Source organism: Acinetobacter sp. LCT-H3 (assembly GCF_001866125.1).
Classification (GTDB): Bacteria; Pseudomonadota; Gammaproteobacteria; order Pseudomonadales; family Moraxellaceae; genus Acinetobacter; species Acinetobacter schindleri.
This window is the reverse complement of record NZ_MODX01000016.1, coordinates 1-15100: the sequence shown is the minus strand read 5'-3', so window position 1 is coordinate 15100 and position 15100 is coordinate 1. Positions and strand designations below refer to the sequence as shown.

Below are 15100 nucleotides of genomic sequence, written 5' to 3'. Positions count from 1 at the left end.
CTGTGGGTGAATATTCTTTATACTGAAAGCCTATCATCATAATCAATCAGGAACGATGAACGATGCAGGCATGGATGACCCATTCTATTCAGAATCAGTTTGATGAACGTCAGGATTATAACCTGTTTGCGAGTGACCGCGTGTTGCAGGAAATTTTGCAGAGCTATGGTAGTCAGGATCAGACAATTTTAAATGAAATGGGGCAGGTGGTCGGTTCATCGGAATATTATCAATATGCCGATCTGGCAAACCGACATACGCCTATTCTGCATGCTTTTGATGCCCGGGGTCGCCGTCGTGATTACATTGAATTTCATCCTGCATGGCATCAATGGATGCGCATTAATCGTCAATTTGATAGTCATGCACATCCTTTTAATCAGGCTGAATCAAAATCTAAATGGGTCGACTGGGCAGCACGGTTCTACCTGAGTGGACAGGTAGAAAGTGGCAGTCTGTGCCCGACTTCGATGACCCTTGGCAGTATTCCCTTAATTCAGCGTGAACCGGAACTTTGGGCCAAAATCGGCGATAAATTATTATCTACTGAATACGATGAACGTGATCTGCCGATTACCCAAAAAAAATCAATCTGGCTGGGTATGGGGATGACTGAAAAGCAGGGCGGTTCCGACGTTCGGGCGAATGAAACCTTTGCCGTGCCCATCGGCGAATCAGGTCGAGGACAGGCTTATCTGCTGACCGGCCATAAATGGTTTTTTTCGGCACCGATGTGTGATGCTCATCTGGTCGTAGCGAAAACTGAACAGGATGGTCTGGCCTGTTTCTTTGTTCCACGTTGGCGTGAAGATGGAACCAAGAATAATATTCATGTACAGCGACTCAAAGACAAAGTTGGGAATCGTAGCAATTCCAGCTCGGAAGTCGAGTTTCAGGAAGCTTGGGGCATCATGATCGGTGAAGCAGGACGGGGTATCCCCACCATTATTGAAATGGCGAATTATACCCGTCTGACCTGCTCGGTTGGCAGTACTGCGATGTTACGTCAGGCGCTGGTGCAATGTCTGGCCTATACCCGACAGCGTAAGGCTTTTGGCAAGCATCTGGCAGCACAGCCCTTAATGCAGGCAGTACTGGTTGATCTGGCGCTGGAAACAGAAGCGGCAATGCAGTTGAGTTTCTATCTGGCTTCCTGTTATGAAAATGATGATGCCTTGTCACTGGCCTGGAAGCGGATTATGACCCCGGCTTCCAAGTTCTGGATCTGCAAACGTGCCGTAGAATTGACCGGTGAAACCATGGAAATCTTTGGTGGTAATGGCTATGTCGATAATGGCATCATGGCACGAATTTTCAAAGAAGCGCCAGTGAATACCATTTGGGAAGGCTCAGGCAATGTCATGTGTCTGGATGTACTGCGTGCCATTGGTCGTGAACCGGAATCGATTGACATACTGTTTCAGGATCTGGCTGCTACTGCAATGCAGGATGAAAGACTGAAACAGGAACTTCAAACGCTGTTTAAACTGTTCCAGCAGCCTGCAGATGAACTGCAATTTATGGGACGCAGTCTGGTCAGCCGTTTAACTCTTTTAGCTCAAGCTGTATTACTGAAGCGTCATGCACCTGAATTTATTTTTAATGCATTTATTCAGACCCGATACAGTGAGTTTCATGGGCGAGTAGTAGGTATGATGAGTGCCAAACAAGGAGATGTAGAGAGGATTTTGGAACGAGCTTTAGCTCAAGACTCATCTTCATAAAATATTAAAAAGGAGGAGAGAATAGCTTCTTGTTAAAAGTTATTCTCAAATCCTAAAAATATTGAAAACCACTTGAAATATACTGAATAGAGCGCAATATATGCACAGTGTCAATTCAGATGCTATGTCAAAAAACAGGTGAAAAGATGGCAAAGAAAAAGCAGCTGCCAGAAGCAGTAATACATAACTTTGTGGCCAAACACATGCATGAGGTCAACAAAAGCCAGGTGTTTACAGACCGCAAAAAAAATGCAAAACGTGGCTATAGCAAGCACAAAAAAGGGAGATATTCAAATGACTATCTCCCTTTTTTATTTATGGCAGTTTTGCTAAATTCAGCAGCCTAAGCCCCTACGATTCGGGTCGCGCCTTTCACCATATCTCCCAGACCATGCGTACGGAAATAATGTTCCATCCAGCTTTTTACGACCAGCGGATTATCCAGTTTTAGCACATGTTCCAATAAGTCCTGAGCATCCGGCATAGGGACATGACAAATCGTCTTACGCACCCGCAGAATATTACTTGAACTCATTGACAGGGTATTAAAGCCCATGGCCATCAGCAGCACAGCCGAAATCGGATCACCTGCCATTTCCCCGCATATACTGATCGGTTTTTCATTACGATGACAATCCTGTACCAAACGGGTCAGGGCACGTAAAACGGCAGGGTGCAAATGCGAATAAACGTTGGCGACACGCGGGTTATTGCGATCCACTGCCAGTAAATATTGGGTCAAGTCATTAGAGCCGACCGAGAAGAAGTCGACAAATTCAGAAAATTCATCAATCTGATACAGGACACTCGGCACTTCTAGCATGATACCAATTTTAGGCTTGGTGATCTTGACCTGTTCTTCTTCCTGGACTGCAACCCAGTCACGCTCCAGCAAATATAGTGCTTCTTCTACTTCGCTGACACTGGTGATCATTGGTAGCAGGATATGTAGATTATTCAGTCCAATACTGGCTTTTAACATCGCACGAATTTGCGAAGAGAAAATTTCTGGATGATCGAGGGTAAAACGAATCCCGCGCCAGCCCAATGCCGAATTTTCTTCTTCAATCGAGAAGTATGGCAGGTCTTTATCTGCCCCAATATCGAGGGTACGCATCACCACGGGTTTATTGGCGAAATGAGTAAGTTGCTGGCGGTAAATGGCACGCTGTTCTTCTTCACCCGGGAAGCGGTCGCGCAGCATAAAGGGAATTTCAGAACGGTATAAACCGACACCTTTGGCACCGCGCTGTACACCGCGTACCACATCAATCATCAAGCCTGTATTCACAAACAGGCGCACAGCCACACCATCTGGGGTAATCGCATCCTTGGTTTCATACTGACGCAGATCTTTGGCGAGCTGTTCTTCTTCTTTCTGAATTTCTTTATAACGGGTACGCAGACGACGTGGCGGATTGATAAATACCCGACCCTGATGCGCATCAACAATCATTTCGACATCATCAAGGGTATTGATAGGTAATTCGGTCACACCCACTACGGTCGGAATACCGAGTGCACGCGCGACAATCACCATATGTGAATTCATTGCACCTTCAGTGGTGACAATCGCTGCAATTTTATCAACAGGTAATTCTACCAGCGCTGCGGTCGAGATTTCCTCGCCAATCAGGATGCTTTCATCGGTCAGTTCACGATGGCTTTCATCAGCTTCCTGTAATTTAGCCAGAATCCGGCGGCCTAAATCTTTCAGGTCAGCAACACGTTCACGTAAATAGTCATCTTCCATCTGAGCAAACTGCGCCACATGGTTTTCAATGACAATTCGTACCGCTCCTTGCGCCCAGTGACCTTCACGGATCAGTTCCTTGATTTCAGCTGGCAGGGCATTTTCGTCCAGCATACGCAGGAACACACTGAACAGTGCACGTTCCTCAGCCATGAGAGCATCCTGCATCTTGTCATCGAGAGACTGGATTTCCTCACGTACGGAATTTAGCGCGTTGTCGAGCAGGGCAAGTTCTTCGCTGATGTCATCCGCTTCACGATCCGGAACTGCTCCCAGATCTGCTGGCGGATAGAGGATCACGGCACGACCTAGAGCAATACCACCTGAGCCTGATACACCCTGGAAGGTTTTATAAGCAGGCAGATTGCTGGGCTTGCGGAACACATCAATATTGCCGACTGCATGGGCATGGGCAATTACACCAGAGAGCTGAGCACAGAGCGTCACTAAGAAGGATTCAGCAGCTTCTGAGAAATCCTGAGGTTCTTTATTCTGAACCACAAGAACGCCCATGACCTTACGACGGTACATGACCGGAACGCCAAGGAAAGAGTTATAAATTTCTTCCCCGGTTTCAGGTAAATACAAGAAACGCTCATGTTTCGGAGCATTGTCGAGGTTGACGATTTCCTCGCGCTGTCCGACCAGCCCCACCAGACCTTCACCAGTTTGCAGCGACACATGGCCCACCGCTTCAGGTTTTAGGCCCTTAGATGCCATCAGTAGATAGCGCTGGTTGCGCTCATCCAGCAGATAAATGGAGCAGACGTCGACCTGCATCGCCTGGGCTACCTGATTAACCATAATGTCGAGTGATTCGTGCAAACTGGCTGACGCATTGATCTCTTGAACAATACGTCTCAGGGTCTCCAGTTGCATATTCGACATTCGCGCTGCTCCTTCGTAATTTAGGGTCCGGTATATTCTTTATTTATAACAATAACTGCCTAAAAAATCTGCATATTTGTGCAGTTTTTAAGGTTTTTCCTTGGGAAGTTGCTGACACAGTTCTACCATGGCCTTGCGGTATACGTCACGTTTAAAATTCACGACCTGACCGAGCGGGTACCAGTAACTGACCCACTGCCATTGATCAAATTCGGGCGGGTCAGACAGATCAAGCTGAATGTTCTGTACTGACGCCGTCAGTTTGAGTAAAAACCACTTTTGTTTCTGTCCGATACACACCGGATCTGAATCCGTACGAATGTACCGGTGCGGCAAACGATAACGCAGCCAGCCTTTGGTTTGCGCTATAATTTGGACATGTTCGGGCAGTAAGCCGACTTCTTCTCTCAGCTCACGGTAGAGTGCCTGCTCAGGGGTTTCTCCATATTGGATACCTCCTTGTGGAAATTGCCATGCATTGTGTCCAATGCGCTTCGCCCATAAAACCTGTCCAGCATCGTTTGCCAAAATGATCCCGACATTCGGTCGGAAACCTTCAGAGTCGATCATTTGGCACCTAATATTGTGTAATTTATGCCTTTGCCCTCGGGGATTTTTATTTCTGTATCCAGCACGAAAAAAGCAAAGTTTAAAAATGTTAAAATTGCTATGATCTTAACGAATTTCTATCGACTAGCGGAGATAGATTTACAATTTTTTTCTTAAATTTCAGTTTTTACGAGTATTTTCATGAAATTGGCGCTATTTGATCTCGATCACACCTTGTTAAATACAGATTCGGATCATTCTTGGGGAGAATTCTTGGTCAACGAGGGCTTGGTTGACCCTGTTCATCACCGTGCCATGAATGACAAGTTCTATGAAGATTATAAAAAAGGTCAGCTGGATCCCTATGCCTATAATGAATTTGTCTTTGAATTTTTAACCAAACATGACAATGATTATCTGATTGAACTACATCAACTATTCATGCAAAAAGTCATTCGTCCGCAAATGCGTCCAGAAGGTTTTAAGGCAATTGAACGTCACCGTGAAGCAGGACATGAATTGGTCGGTATTACCGCAACTTCTGACTTTATTACTGCGCCAATTTTCCGTGAATTTGGCATTACTGAAATTATCGCGACAAATGCTGAAATTGTTGATGGTAAATATACTGGTAAAGTGATCAATACTGCCTGTTACCAGAAAGGCAAACTGATCCGCCTGGAACAGTGGCTGGAAGGCCGTGATGTGACCGAGTCCTGGGCCTATTCGGATTCAATCAATGACCGTTTCTTGCTGGAACATGCTGATCATGCCATTGCAGTCAATCCGGATGATCGTTTAGAAGCACTGGCGAAAGAGCAGGGCTGGGAAATTCAGGACTGGTCGATTTAATCATCTGAAGCGAGCAAATCTGTGAAGCACAACTCAGGTTGTGCTTTTTTATGTGCACAGATTCAAGGTGAAAAATAAACTATTGTCACACTAGCTCACTGCAGCTCATGCTAAGCTTAATTTGCATAATGAGAATAAGGGAAACTCAGAGGTAGTTGAAATGAATAAAGTAAGACCACGCATGACGCACCTATTTGAACAGTTGGGCCTGGATGCCAGTGAGGAAGGAATTGCAACCTTCATTAACGATCATCAGCTGCATAAGGATTTTAATCTGCTGGATGCACCCTACTGGTCTGAGGCACAGCGCCAGTTTCTCGCTGAAAAGATTGCGTCTGATGGTGAATGGGCCATCGTGGTAGACCAACTGAATGAATCCCTGCATGAGGATGCGACCATCGAAATCTGAATGTATCTTAAAACCAAAAGCCAGTCTGATGACTGGCTTTTTATTTGATTTTGGCATCTTAACGTATGCGTTTCCATAAAGTGACCTGTGACAGGGTATGTTGATATTTACGCGCTGTTTCACGGATCACAAAGGGAACATCTATAGGTTCAGCCAGCATTTCAAAATGTGGACTCAATAATTCCTGTATTCCATCTAAGGTCGTACAATTTTCTCCAGCCCGCTTAAAACCGCCCAGCCATTCACTACGCGCGGTATGTTCGTCCAGCCAGGTATAAGGTGAAGCCAGCATCAGAATACCGCCAATATTCAGTCGCTGATGAATTTCGTGCAGAAAGGCTTTAGGGTGGTGCAGCCGGTCAATCAGATTGGCTGCCAGAATGAAATCGTATTCCTTAAATTGTGGTTTTAGATTGCAGGCATCCGCCTGATAAAACTCGACCTTATGAGCAACCTGATCAAGTCCAGTCTCTTGCAGTGAACAGGATTTATATTCGACCAGTTCACCTTCAACCGGAATGGTATAACCTAAAGTTGCACCTTGCGCTAAGGCTATACCTTGCTGAATAAAACGTGCCGAGAAATCTAGACCTGTTACCTGTTCAAAATGCTGCGCCAGTTCAAAGCTGGCGCGTCCTGTGGCACAGCCAAGATCAAGTGCTTTTTTTCTGGCAGTTTTTACAAAATAAGGCTCGGCGAGGATAATGAGAGACCTGGCAAAATTCGGAACGCCCAAATACTCCTGACCATACTGAAATTCCAGATACTGCGAAATCAGTTCATCTGTCTGATAATGTGAATGATAAGGTGAAACTGGTTCATCTGATCCAGCCACATAGCGAAAACCCGCATGCTGGAAAAAGTGTCGTCTAAAGGCATAGCGGGAACTATGCAAAGCTTCATTACCCCCCGAAATCCAGGAACCGCCTTTAATCAGATTATGCCGATCATCGAAGGTTGGGGTACTAAAGTCATCATAAATTGGATGGACCTGAAAACCTTCAAAGGGATAGATTGCAGTTTCAGTCCATTGCCAGACATTGCCTTGTACATCATAAAACTCGCCTTGCTGGAACTGATATACCGGACAAGGATTAGGTGCATGTTGCAAGGCAATATTGGCTTCTAAAGGCAGCGGTCGTTTAGGATCCAGGCCGACATGGTCATACAGCCGATACCATTCATCTTCGTTCGGCAAACGGATTGATTCACCGGTTTGTAGTGATTTCCAGTTACAAAAGGCTTTAGCTTCGTGGTAATTCACCTCGACTGGCCAATCCCACGGCATTGGAATTTCTTCCAGCATGATACGTAAATGCCAGCCATCCTCTTTTTTAGTCCAGAAGCTTGGATGTTGCGCTTCAATAAATTCCAGCCAGGCTTTACCTTCTTCACTCCAGTATTCTGACTGCTGATAACCATCAGCTTCGACAAAGTTGAAAAATTCCTGATTGGACACCAGAAATTGTGATGCCTGAAACTCGTTGATTTCAGCTTCATGCAGACCGTATTCATTGTCCCAGCCATAATATGGATCAGTGAAATTTTTATTCAGTCGAACCGTTCCCGCAGGAACAGGAAGAAGCTGATTTTCTGGTGCAGGGCCAGTCAGGATTCGGGCATGCCATAGTGGATGATTTTGCACATATTGCAGTTGGTGTTGTCGAATCAATACTGACGAAGTTTCCAGATGGATCCGTTCATGTTCAATGCCCATCAGGATCGACCACCATGGACTCTGCCAGTTGAGAGGGAGTTCTAGAGGTGCATTTTCTATGATCTTCAGTACCAGGGCTCGTACCCGGTGCCGATACGCTTTTACTTCACTGACTTCAGGCCAGTCATAATTCTGTTCATCCAGATCGTCCCAGCTCATCTCATCTACACCGATGGCAAAGATACTTTCCATATATGGGTTCAGCTGTTGAGGAATCAGTTTGCTGAGCAGCAGTTTATTGACAAAAAAAGTAGCGGTATGACCGAAATAGAAAATCAGCGGATGACGCAGGCTAATCGGTTTGACATAAAATGCTTCTTCATTGCGCAGACAGTCAAACAGGGATTCGTAGGTGTCAAAGGTATTCAGGAAATATTCACGAATCACATGGCGCGCTGTGGAAATGTCTTCAAAGTTTAAATTAGGTGTTGGAAGCAGGCGAATTTTGCCCTGTTGCCAAGGGCTGTCGTCTGCTAAATATGTAGGTGACTTACTATTTGGCTGGTTAGATTTAAATAAGGTTGAATCGGGCTGCATCCATCAGACTCCATTAAGAATTTTAAGATATTCCACTGGTAAGTCCGCGCAGGGAATATCTTAAACTTAATGCAAAGCAGGATGCAGTTGTTGCTCATTTAGGTAACAAAATGCTGCGAATTGAATCCATCGCAGCCTCTTATTTTAAAATGAAGTGACTTAGAGTTTAGGTTGTTGCATTAACTCAACCAGGGCCTGTGCGGCTTTGGACTGGGTACGTCCCGGATGCCAGACCATGCCGAGCTGGCGGTTCATTTCCAGAGGAATATCCAGCTGTTGCAAGTCATGATTTACAAGAGTTTGTGGTAGTACTGACCAGCCCAGACCAATGGAAACCAGCATGCGGATCGATTCGAGTGGATTATTACTCATGGTGATTTTTGGTTTGACGCCACGTTTCTCAAACTCTGCCATGGTAATTTGCGTGGTATAGGTTTGTGCAGACGGTAATAGGCTCGGGTAATGCACCAGATCTTCCAGTGACAGATTCTTCTGCTGGGCCAATGGATGAAATGGAGCAACTACAAACACCAATGGATCGTTCCAGATAGTCACATAGTTCAGCCGTTCATCGCCATGTGGAGGTAAAGTCAGGAAAGCCAGTTCCAAGTCACCGGCAATCACCTGTTCATGCGCCTGTTCAGAATCAACAAAGTGCACATCCAGGGTCACATCCGGATATTGCAGTACATACTGACGCAAATGTGCTGGAAGGTGATGCAGACCAATATGATGACTGGTACCAATTTTCAGTTTGCCCTGAATCTGGCCTTGTTCATGGCTGAGGGTATGGTGAATATCGCCCAGTTCATTCAGCCAGTTTTTCACTTTCGGTAACAGCGAATGCGCGGCATGGGTTGCTTGTACACCACGACCAGCTGATTCAAACAGCTTGACTCCAAAATACTCTTCCAGACTATGAATCCGTTTGGTCACGGCGGGTTGAGTAATAAAAAGCTGATCTGCCGCCAGAGAAATTGATCCAGTTTCCATGACTTTTACAAAGGCTTCAAAGGCTGCGAGATTCATCTTAATCACCTATAAAGATTTTTTATGCGTATCTCTATTGTTGTAATATTTTGAGAATAAATCAAAGGAAAAGTTGTATCTATTGCTATAAAATCCGACATTCATTGATCGCTTATACAATAAATAGCTGGAAATAGCGGCTTGAACCCAGAAAAATATTTTATAAAAATCGGATATGCATCAATAAAAAAAGCCACCGAGGGTAAGCGGTGGCAAAACGAGGAATAAGGACAGAAAAGAATTTAGGCTGTGATTTCCTCATTATTGCTCTGTTCAGATTTAGCCTCCCAGGCTTTTTCGTGGAAGAAGAAAACAACAGCCTGAACAGTCGGTTCTAATAAACTTAATGCAATTGCCATGGCTAAACTACCCGTCACAAAATAACCGACTAACATGGCTACCGTGATGTGCATGACGTAATAGCTCAAGGTTTTCTTGAACATACGCTGATTATCTACAACAAATTTTTGAACGTGTGCCATGTCGATATTCCTCAAAAAGTAAATTCAATGTTTTCTGTATGAATAAATAATAATAATTCTCATTTAATTTGTAAAAACGTATATTTTGCATAAAATGATCGGAAAATTAGATTAAATAAAAATCAATATCGGTCTGTTTAAAATCCAATTTTAAATATTCCAAAAAGTTTATTAACTAATAAAAATGATAAATTAGATTTATGTGACCGCAGCGATATAATCAAAATTAGAGATAGAATTTACCCAGTCCAGTGGAGTACATCGACATGGCAGGCGAGACCCAAACAGCAAAAACATTATACGATAAGTTATGGGATGACCATTTAGTAAAACAGCGTGACGATGGTTCAGCTTTACTTTATATCGACCGTCATTTATTGCATGAAGTAACTTCTCCGCAGGCATTCGAAGGCTTACAACTGGCGGGTCGTAAACCATGGCGTTTAAGCGCGAACGTGGCGACGCCAGACCATAACGTACCGACTTCTACCAAAGAACGTTCAGAAGGTATTTCTGGGATTGAAGATGAAACTTCACGTATCCAGGTACAAACCTTAGATGACAACTGTAAAACCTTTAATGTGGTGCAGTTTGACATTAATGATGTTCGCCAAGGTATTGCACATGTTGTGGGTCCAGAACAGGGTTTGACCTTGCCAGGCATGACGGTGGTATGTGGTGACTCACATACTGCAACGCATGGTGCTTTCGGCTGTTTGGCACATGGTATCGGAACTTCTGAAGTTGAACATGTATTGGCAACCCAATGCCTGGTTCAAAAGAAAATGAAAAACATGTTGGTGCGCGTTGACGGCAAATTGGGTCAAGGCGTAACTCCAAAAGACGTGGTTTTAGCCATTATTGGCAAAATCGGGACTGCGGGCGGTACAGGCCATGCCATCGAATTTGGCGGTCAGGTCTTCCGCGACATGTCGATCGAAGGCCGTATGACTGTATGTAATATGGCGATCGAAGGCGGTGCCCGTGTTGGTATGGTCGCAGTCGATGATAAAACCATTGAATATGTGAAGAACCGTCCATATGCACCGAAAGGTGAGCAGTGGGATCAAGCAGTTGCTTACTGGAATACCTTGCATTCTGATGAAGGCGCACACTTTGATACCGTTGTGGTATTACAAGGTGAAGAGATTGAGCCACAGGTATCTTGGGGTACTTCTCCTGAAATGGTGATTCCAGTCTCTCAAGCAGTTCCAACGTTGGAACAAGCCAAAGATGACGTACAACGCAATGACTGGACACGTGCTTATCAATACATGGGTTTAACTGCTGGTCAGGCCTTGTCTGATATCCGGTTAGATCGTGTATTTATCGGCTCTTGTACCAATTCACGTATTGAAGATATTCGTGCTGCGGCTGAAGTGGCGAAAGGTAAAAAGGTTGCACCGAGCATTAAACAGGCGATGGTCGTTCCAGGTTCTGGTTTGGTCAAAGCACAAGCTGAAGCTGAAGGTTTAGATAAAATCCTGATTGAAGCAGGCTTTGAATGGCGTGAGCCGGGTTGTTCAATGTGTTTGGCCATGAACGCTGATAAGTTACAGCCGGGCGAGCATTGTGCATCTACCTCGAACCGTAACTTCGAAGGTCGTCAGGGCAATGGCGGTCGTACCCATTTGGTGAGCCCAGCAATGGCAGCAGCAGCAGCAATTGCCGGTCACTTTGTTGATGTACGTTCATTCTAATCGGCTAATAGGAGCAAAGACATGAAAGCTTATACCGTTGAACAAGGTATCGTTGCACCATTAGACCGTGCCAATGTAGATACCGACTTAATTATTCCAAAACAGTTTTTAAAATCGATCAAACGTACCGGTTTTGGTGAAAATTTATTTGATGAATTGCGTTACCTGGATGAAGGTTATTTAGGTCAGGATAATTCAAAACGTCCCTTAAACCCTGATTTTGAGTTAAACAAACCACGTTACCAAGGTGCATCAATTTTAATTTCACGTTCAAACTTCGGTTGTGGTTCAAGCCGAGAGCATGCGCCATGGGCATTGAATGAATACGGTTTCCGTACCGTGATTGCACCAAGCTATGCGGATATTTTCTTCAATAACAGCTTTAAAAACGGCATGTTGCCAGTAATCCTGTCTGAAGAAATTGTTGATCAGTTATTTAGAGAATGCGCTGCGACTGAAGGTTATCAATTAACAATTGATCTTGCAGCGCAAGAAGTGCGTACCCCGTCAGGTGAAAGTTTCAAGTTTGAAGTTGATCCATTCCGCAAGCATTGTCTTTTAAACGGTTTGGATGACATCGGTTTAACTTTGCAGGATGCCGATGCGATTCGCGCTTATGAAGAAAAAACCAAAAAATCTCGCCCTTGGGTATTTGCAGAAATTAGTGGCTAAATCTAGTTAAATTATCATAGCGGGAAAGTCTAACCCTTGCTAATATCGTGAAATCATGGAAATTTCGTTTGGGTTAGACATTCAGCATGGCCAGCTATTGGAAACAGTTATTTGCATTGGGTACGGTTTCGATGTTAATGACAGCATGTCAGACCATCGATACGATACAGTTGAAGAAATTGACAGATTCGGCTGTAAATAGTTCAGATGCCCTGATTTATTGTTCAGGTACCCACGATTGTAATTTTGAACGTATGGATGATATCAAGATCATCAATGCTGAAAAACGACATGTGGAGAGTGAAGCGCTCAAGCTCAAGCTTGTGCGTTTACAAGCAAAAAGCCTGAAAGAGCCTAATCCGGTTTACCTGTCGGTACCCGCGGGGCAGCATGAACTGGTGGTACGCTTTTATCCGATTAGTCCGGATAAGGCCGAAGTTCTACATGTATTCCAGAACTTTCAGGCCAAGCATAAGTACACCTTTAAGATGTATCGCCAGCGCTCGACTCGAAACACCAGCTTATTGCAGGCCTCTGCACCGGATCCACTGTGTGTAGATCTGTTGCAAAACACCAAAATAATTCGACGCTTCTGCAAGCCATACAATGTTGAAACTGGCATTGCCGAGTTTGTAGAACAGAAAATTTAACCCAGTCAGCGAAATGCTGACTTTATAAATGGAATATCTCATGTCTAAACAAATTTTGATTTTAGCTGGTGACGGCATCGGTCCTGAAATTGTGAAAGCAGCAGAGCAAGTGCTGACTCGCGTAAATGAAAAATTTAATTTAGATCTAAGCTGGGAACATGGCCTGTTGGGTGGTGCTGCGATTGATGCACATGGTGCACCTTATCCAGATGTGACGTCTGAGCAGGCAAAAAAAGCTGATGCAATTCTGCTTGGCGCTGTGGGTGGTCCTAAATGGGATACGATTGAACGCTCAATTCGTCCTGAACGTGGTCTGTTAAAATTGCGTAGTGAACTGAACCTGTTCGCGAACCTGCGTCCGGCGATTCTCTATCCGCAACTTGCTGATGCGTCTAGCCTGAAACCTGAAATTGTAGCTGGTCTAGATATCCTGATCGTACGTGAATTGACAGGTGGTATCTACTTCGGTCAACCACGTGGTATCCGTGAACTGGAAAATGGTGAAAAACAAGGTTTTAACACTGATGTGTATTCAGAGTCTGAAATCAAGCGTATTGCCAAAGTTGCATTTGAACTTGCCGGTCTGCGTGGCGGTAAAGTATGTTCAGTCGATAAAGCAAACGTGCTTGAAGTGACTGAGCTTTGGAAACAAACCGTTACTGAATTGAAAGAAGAGCAATATCCAGACATCAACCTGTCGCATATGTATGTCGACAATGCTGCAATGCAGTTGGTACGTGCGCCTAAACAGTTTGACGTAATTGTCACTTCTAACCTGTTCGGTGACATTTTGTCTGACGAAGCAGCAATGTTAACGGGTTCAATTGGTATGTTGCCATCTGCTTCTCTAGATGAGAATGGCAAAGGCATGTATGAACCATGTCATGGTTCTGCACCAGACATCGCAGGTCAAAACCTGGCAAATCCATTGGCAACCATTCTGTCTGTTGCAATGATGCTGCGTTACACCTTCCGTGAAGAAGCGGCTGCAAAAGCAATTGAAGATGCAGTAGGTCATGTATTGGATCAAGGTTTACGTACTGCGGATATTATGTCCGAAGGCATGAGCAAAGTCGGTACAGTGGAAATGGGCCAGGCAGTAGTTGCTGCATTGAACTAAATTTCACTCCAGAACTGATCAATAAAAAACGCAGCTCAGGCTGCGTTTTTTTGTGTCTGCTGAATTAACAGGTTCGGCCGGTATATTTCACTGCTTGTGCAATATTGTCCTTGAGTTCAAAAACAATTTTACATTGCAGGTTTACGTCATAGCCACGCGATGGACTATGTGTCACCGGAATGGGTACTGTTCCAGTACCGGCAACCGGATGCTGAGCAACAGAGAGTGGAAGTGCAACGGGACGCTGCACGATATAGACCAGTTGCCCGGCTGAAAGTACGGGTTCATTTACCTGTTGGTAGCCGAGTTTGCTTAAATCCAGATTGGCATAAATGGTTTGGCTAGACTGTCCAATATACTGCTGTAAATAAGCGTCACGTTCGGCTTGAGACAGGGTAGGCGTATGCGTACATGCAGACAACAGCAGAAGCATGCCTGGTAATACGAGTTTTATTTGGCGAAATGCAGATAACATATTCTGACTCCTACAAAAGCCATTGCGGTTATTGTAGCGAGTAGAAAACGAGCTTATTGTTGTAATTTGACACACGGTAGAGAGAAGTATCCTGATAAATTGGACCTCTCATTAAATCCCATACAGGTTTTAAACTTCACTGGACATAGTTTAGCAAGCTTTACCGGTATAACGAATGTCCTGAACAATTTCATCTTTCAAGTCAAACCAGATTTGGCATTTCATCTTAATGTTATAACCTCCATTCGAAGGCATTGGAATTGGTGCACCAGGGGAGATACTTTGACTAATATTAGGTGTACCCATCGGAATATTCACATCCCGGAAAATAGTATAACTGAGAAAGTCTGCTGTCTGAATGGGGTGCTGGGAGGTTTTAAATCCCATTGCACGAAGATCAAGTTGGCTGCGAACCTGTGCGGCAGTTTGACCGATATAGGGCTGTAGAGAATGATGCAGATGCTGATTGCTGCCTGTAGCACATGCAACAAAAGACAAGCTGGAAAGCAGAGTCAAATATTTCATATTCATTGTTTTTATAAA

15 protein-coding genes are annotated in these 15100 nt (G+C 44.5%); 8 read left to right on the top strand and 7 right to left on the bottom strand.

Annotation, left to right across the window (positions count from 1 at the left end; genetic code table 11):
* Positions 1–62 precede the first annotated feature (62 nt).
* Both BK820_RS09520 and BK820_RS09515 read left to right on the top strand, forming a co-directional pair.
* Positions 63–1724 (top strand): acyl-CoA dehydrogenase family protein, encoded by a 1662-nt coding sequence (locus BK820_RS09520; RefSeq protein WP_071320766.1) that lies wholly within the window; start codon positions 63–65, stop codon positions 1722–1724.
* 146 nt (positions 1725–1870) lie between these two features.
* Complete coding sequence (locus BK820_RS09515) at positions 1871–2071, top strand: DUF7230 family protein (RefSeq protein WP_071320765.1); 201 nt, start codon at positions 1871–1873, stop codon at positions 2069–2071.
* Here the strand turns inward: BK820_RS09515 and ptsP are convergent.
* Both ptsP and BK820_RS09505 read right to left on the bottom strand, forming a co-directional pair.
* Positions 2068–4365 (bottom strand): phosphoenolpyruvate--protein phosphotransferase, encoded by a 2298-nt coding sequence (gene ptsP / locus BK820_RS09510; protein ID WP_004813340.1) that lies wholly within the window; start codon positions 4363–4365, stop codon positions 2068–2070. The genes BK820_RS09515 and ptsP overlap by 4 nt on opposite strands.
* Before the next feature lie 87 nt (positions 4366–4452).
* On the bottom strand, positions 4453–4935 hold the full coding sequence (locus BK820_RS09505; RefSeq protein WP_004813339.1) for an RNA pyrophosphohydrolase: 483 nt from the start codon (positions 4933–4935) through the stop codon (positions 4453–4455).
* A gap of 180 nt (positions 4936–5115) precedes the next feature.
* Between BK820_RS09505 and BK820_RS09500 the strand changes: the two genes are divergently transcribed.
* Together BK820_RS09500 and BK820_RS09495 are read left to right on the top strand one after the other, a co-directional pair.
* Positions 5116–5766 (top strand): HAD family hydrolase, encoded by a 651-nt coding sequence (locus tag BK820_RS09500; RefSeq protein ID WP_004813338.1) that lies wholly within the window; start codon positions 5116–5118, stop codon positions 5764–5766.
* A 160-nt stretch (positions 5767–5926) separates the two neighbouring features.
* A complete protein-coding gene (locus tag BK820_RS09495; RefSeq protein WP_004813337.1) occupies positions 5927–6175 on the top strand; it encodes a DUF2789 family protein in 249 nt (82 codons plus the stop codon).
* Between the two features lie 58 nt (positions 6176–6233).
* On the opposite strand, the gene ovoA is transcribed toward BK820_RS09495, so the two are convergent.
* The 3 genes from ovoA to BK820_RS09480 all read right to left on the bottom strand — a co-directional run bounded on the left by ovoA (position 6234) and on the right by BK820_RS09480 (position 9940).
* The gene (gene ovoA, locus BK820_RS09490; RefSeq protein WP_071320764.1) at positions 6234–8429 is read right to left on the bottom strand and encodes a 5-histidylcysteine sulfoxide synthase; all 2196 of its coding nucleotides are present in this window, start codon (positions 8427–8429) and stop codon (positions 6234–6236) included.
* 159 nt (positions 8430–8588) lie between these two features.
* A complete protein-coding gene (locus BK820_RS09485) occupies positions 8589–9458 on the bottom strand; it encodes a LysR family transcriptional regulator (RefSeq protein ID WP_004813333.1) in 870 nt (289 codons plus the stop codon).
* A gap of 242 nt (positions 9459–9700) precedes the next feature.
* Positions 9701–9940, bottom strand: a complete 240-nt coding sequence (locus BK820_RS09480) for a DUF2061 domain-containing protein (RefSeq protein WP_071320763.1) — start codon at positions 9938–9940, stop codon at positions 9701–9703.
* A gap of 266 nt (positions 9941–10206) precedes the next feature.
* On the opposite strand from BK820_RS09480, the gene leuC reads away from it, so the two are divergent.
* From leuC to leuB, 4 genes are all read left to right on the top strand, one after another.
* On the top strand, positions 10207–11640 hold the full coding sequence (gene leuC / locus BK820_RS09475; protein ID WP_004813331.1) for a 3-isopropylmalate dehydratase large subunit: 1434 nt from the start codon (positions 10207–10209) through the stop codon (positions 11638–11640).
* Positions 11641–11661: 21 nt separating this feature from the next.
* On the top strand, positions 11662–12312 hold the full coding sequence (gene leuD / locus BK820_RS09470; protein WP_071320762.1) for a 3-isopropylmalate dehydratase small subunit: 651 nt from the start codon (positions 11662–11664) through the stop codon (positions 12310–12312).
* Between the two features lie 86 nt (positions 12313–12398).
* Positions 12399–12962 carry a hypothetical protein gene (locus BK820_RS09465; RefSeq protein WP_004890345.1) on the top strand — a complete coding sequence of 188 codons (564 nt, stop codon included), beginning with the start codon at positions 12399–12401 and terminating at the stop codon, positions 12960–12962.
* Positions 12963–13002: 40 nt separating this feature from the next.
* Positions 13003–14082, top strand: coding sequence for a 3-isopropylmalate dehydrogenase (gene leuB, locus BK820_RS09460; RefSeq protein WP_071320761.1), 1080 nt, complete (start codon positions 13003–13005; stop codon positions 14080–14082).
* A 64-nt stretch (positions 14083–14146) separates the two neighbouring features.
* On the opposite strand, the gene BK820_RS09455 is transcribed toward leuB, so the two are convergent.
* Both BK820_RS09455 and BK820_RS09450 read right to left on the bottom strand, forming a co-directional pair.
* Positions 14147–14557 (bottom strand): hypothetical protein, encoded by a 411-nt coding sequence (locus BK820_RS09455; protein ID WP_008303312.1) that lies wholly within the window; start codon positions 14555–14557, stop codon positions 14147–14149.
* A 150-nt stretch (positions 14558–14707) separates the two neighbouring features.
* Complete coding sequence (locus tag BK820_RS09450; RefSeq protein WP_071320760.1) at positions 14708–15088, bottom strand: hypothetical protein; 381 nt, start codon at positions 15086–15088, stop codon at positions 14708–14710.
* Positions 15089–15100: the final 12 nt, after the last annotated feature.

Excerpts from the sequence above, each read along its gene's own strand:
- ovoA (WP_071320764.1), bottom strand. The coding sequence starts at position 8,429 with ATGCAGCCCGATTCAACCTTATTTAAATCTAACCAGCCAAATAGTAAG.
- BK820_RS09450 (WP_071320760.1), bottom strand. The coding sequence starts at position 15,088 with ATGAATATGAAATATTTGACTCTGCTTTCCAGCTTGTCTTTTGTTGCA.
- BK820_RS09515 (WP_071320765.1), top strand. The coding sequence starts at position 1,871 with ATGGCAAAGAAAAAGCAGCTGCCAGAAGCAGTAATACATAACTTTGTG.
- BK820_RS09495 (WP_004813337.1), top strand. The coding sequence starts at position 5,927 with ATGAATAAAGTAAGACCACGCATGACGCACCTATTTGAACAGTTGGGC.
- BK820_RS09485 (WP_004813333.1), bottom strand. The coding sequence starts at position 9,458 with ATGAATCTCGCAGCCTTTGAAGCCTTTGTAAAAGTCATGGAAACTGGA.
- leuB (WP_071320761.1), top strand. The coding sequence starts at position 13,003 with ATGTCTAAACAAATTTTGATTTTAGCTGGTGACGGCATCGGTCCTGAA.
- BK820_RS09465 (WP_004890345.1), top strand. The coding sequence starts at position 12,399 with ATGGCCAGCTATTGGAAACAGTTATTTGCATTGGGTACGGTTTCGATG.
- BK820_RS09500 (WP_004813338.1), top strand. The coding sequence starts at position 5,116 with ATGAAATTGGCGCTATTTGATCTCGATCACACCTTGTTAAATACAGAT.
- BK820_RS09480 (WP_071320763.1), bottom strand. The coding sequence starts at position 9,940 with ATGGCACACGTTCAAAAATTTGTTGTAGATAATCAGCGTATGTTCAAG.
- leuD (WP_071320762.1), top strand. The coding sequence starts at position 11,662 with ATGAAAGCTTATACCGTTGAACAAGGTATCGTTGCACCATTAGACCGT.
- BK820_RS09455 (WP_008303312.1), bottom strand. The coding sequence starts at position 14,557 with ATGTTATCTGCATTTCGCCAAATAAAACTCGTATTACCAGGCATGCTT.
- BK820_RS09505 (WP_004813339.1), bottom strand. The coding sequence starts at position 4,935 with ATGATCGACTCTGAAGGTTTCCGACCGAATGTCGGGATCATTTTGGCA.
- BK820_RS09520 (WP_071320766.1), top strand. The coding sequence starts at position 63 with ATGCAGGCATGGATGACCCATTCTATTCAGAATCAGTTTGATGAACGT.
- leuC (WP_004813331.1), top strand. The coding sequence starts at position 10,207 with ATGGCAGGCGAGACCCAAACAGCAAAAACATTATACGATAAGTTATGG.
- ptsP (WP_004813340.1), bottom strand. The coding sequence starts at position 4,365 with ATGTCGAATATGCAACTGGAGACCCTGAGACGTATTGTTCAAGAGATC.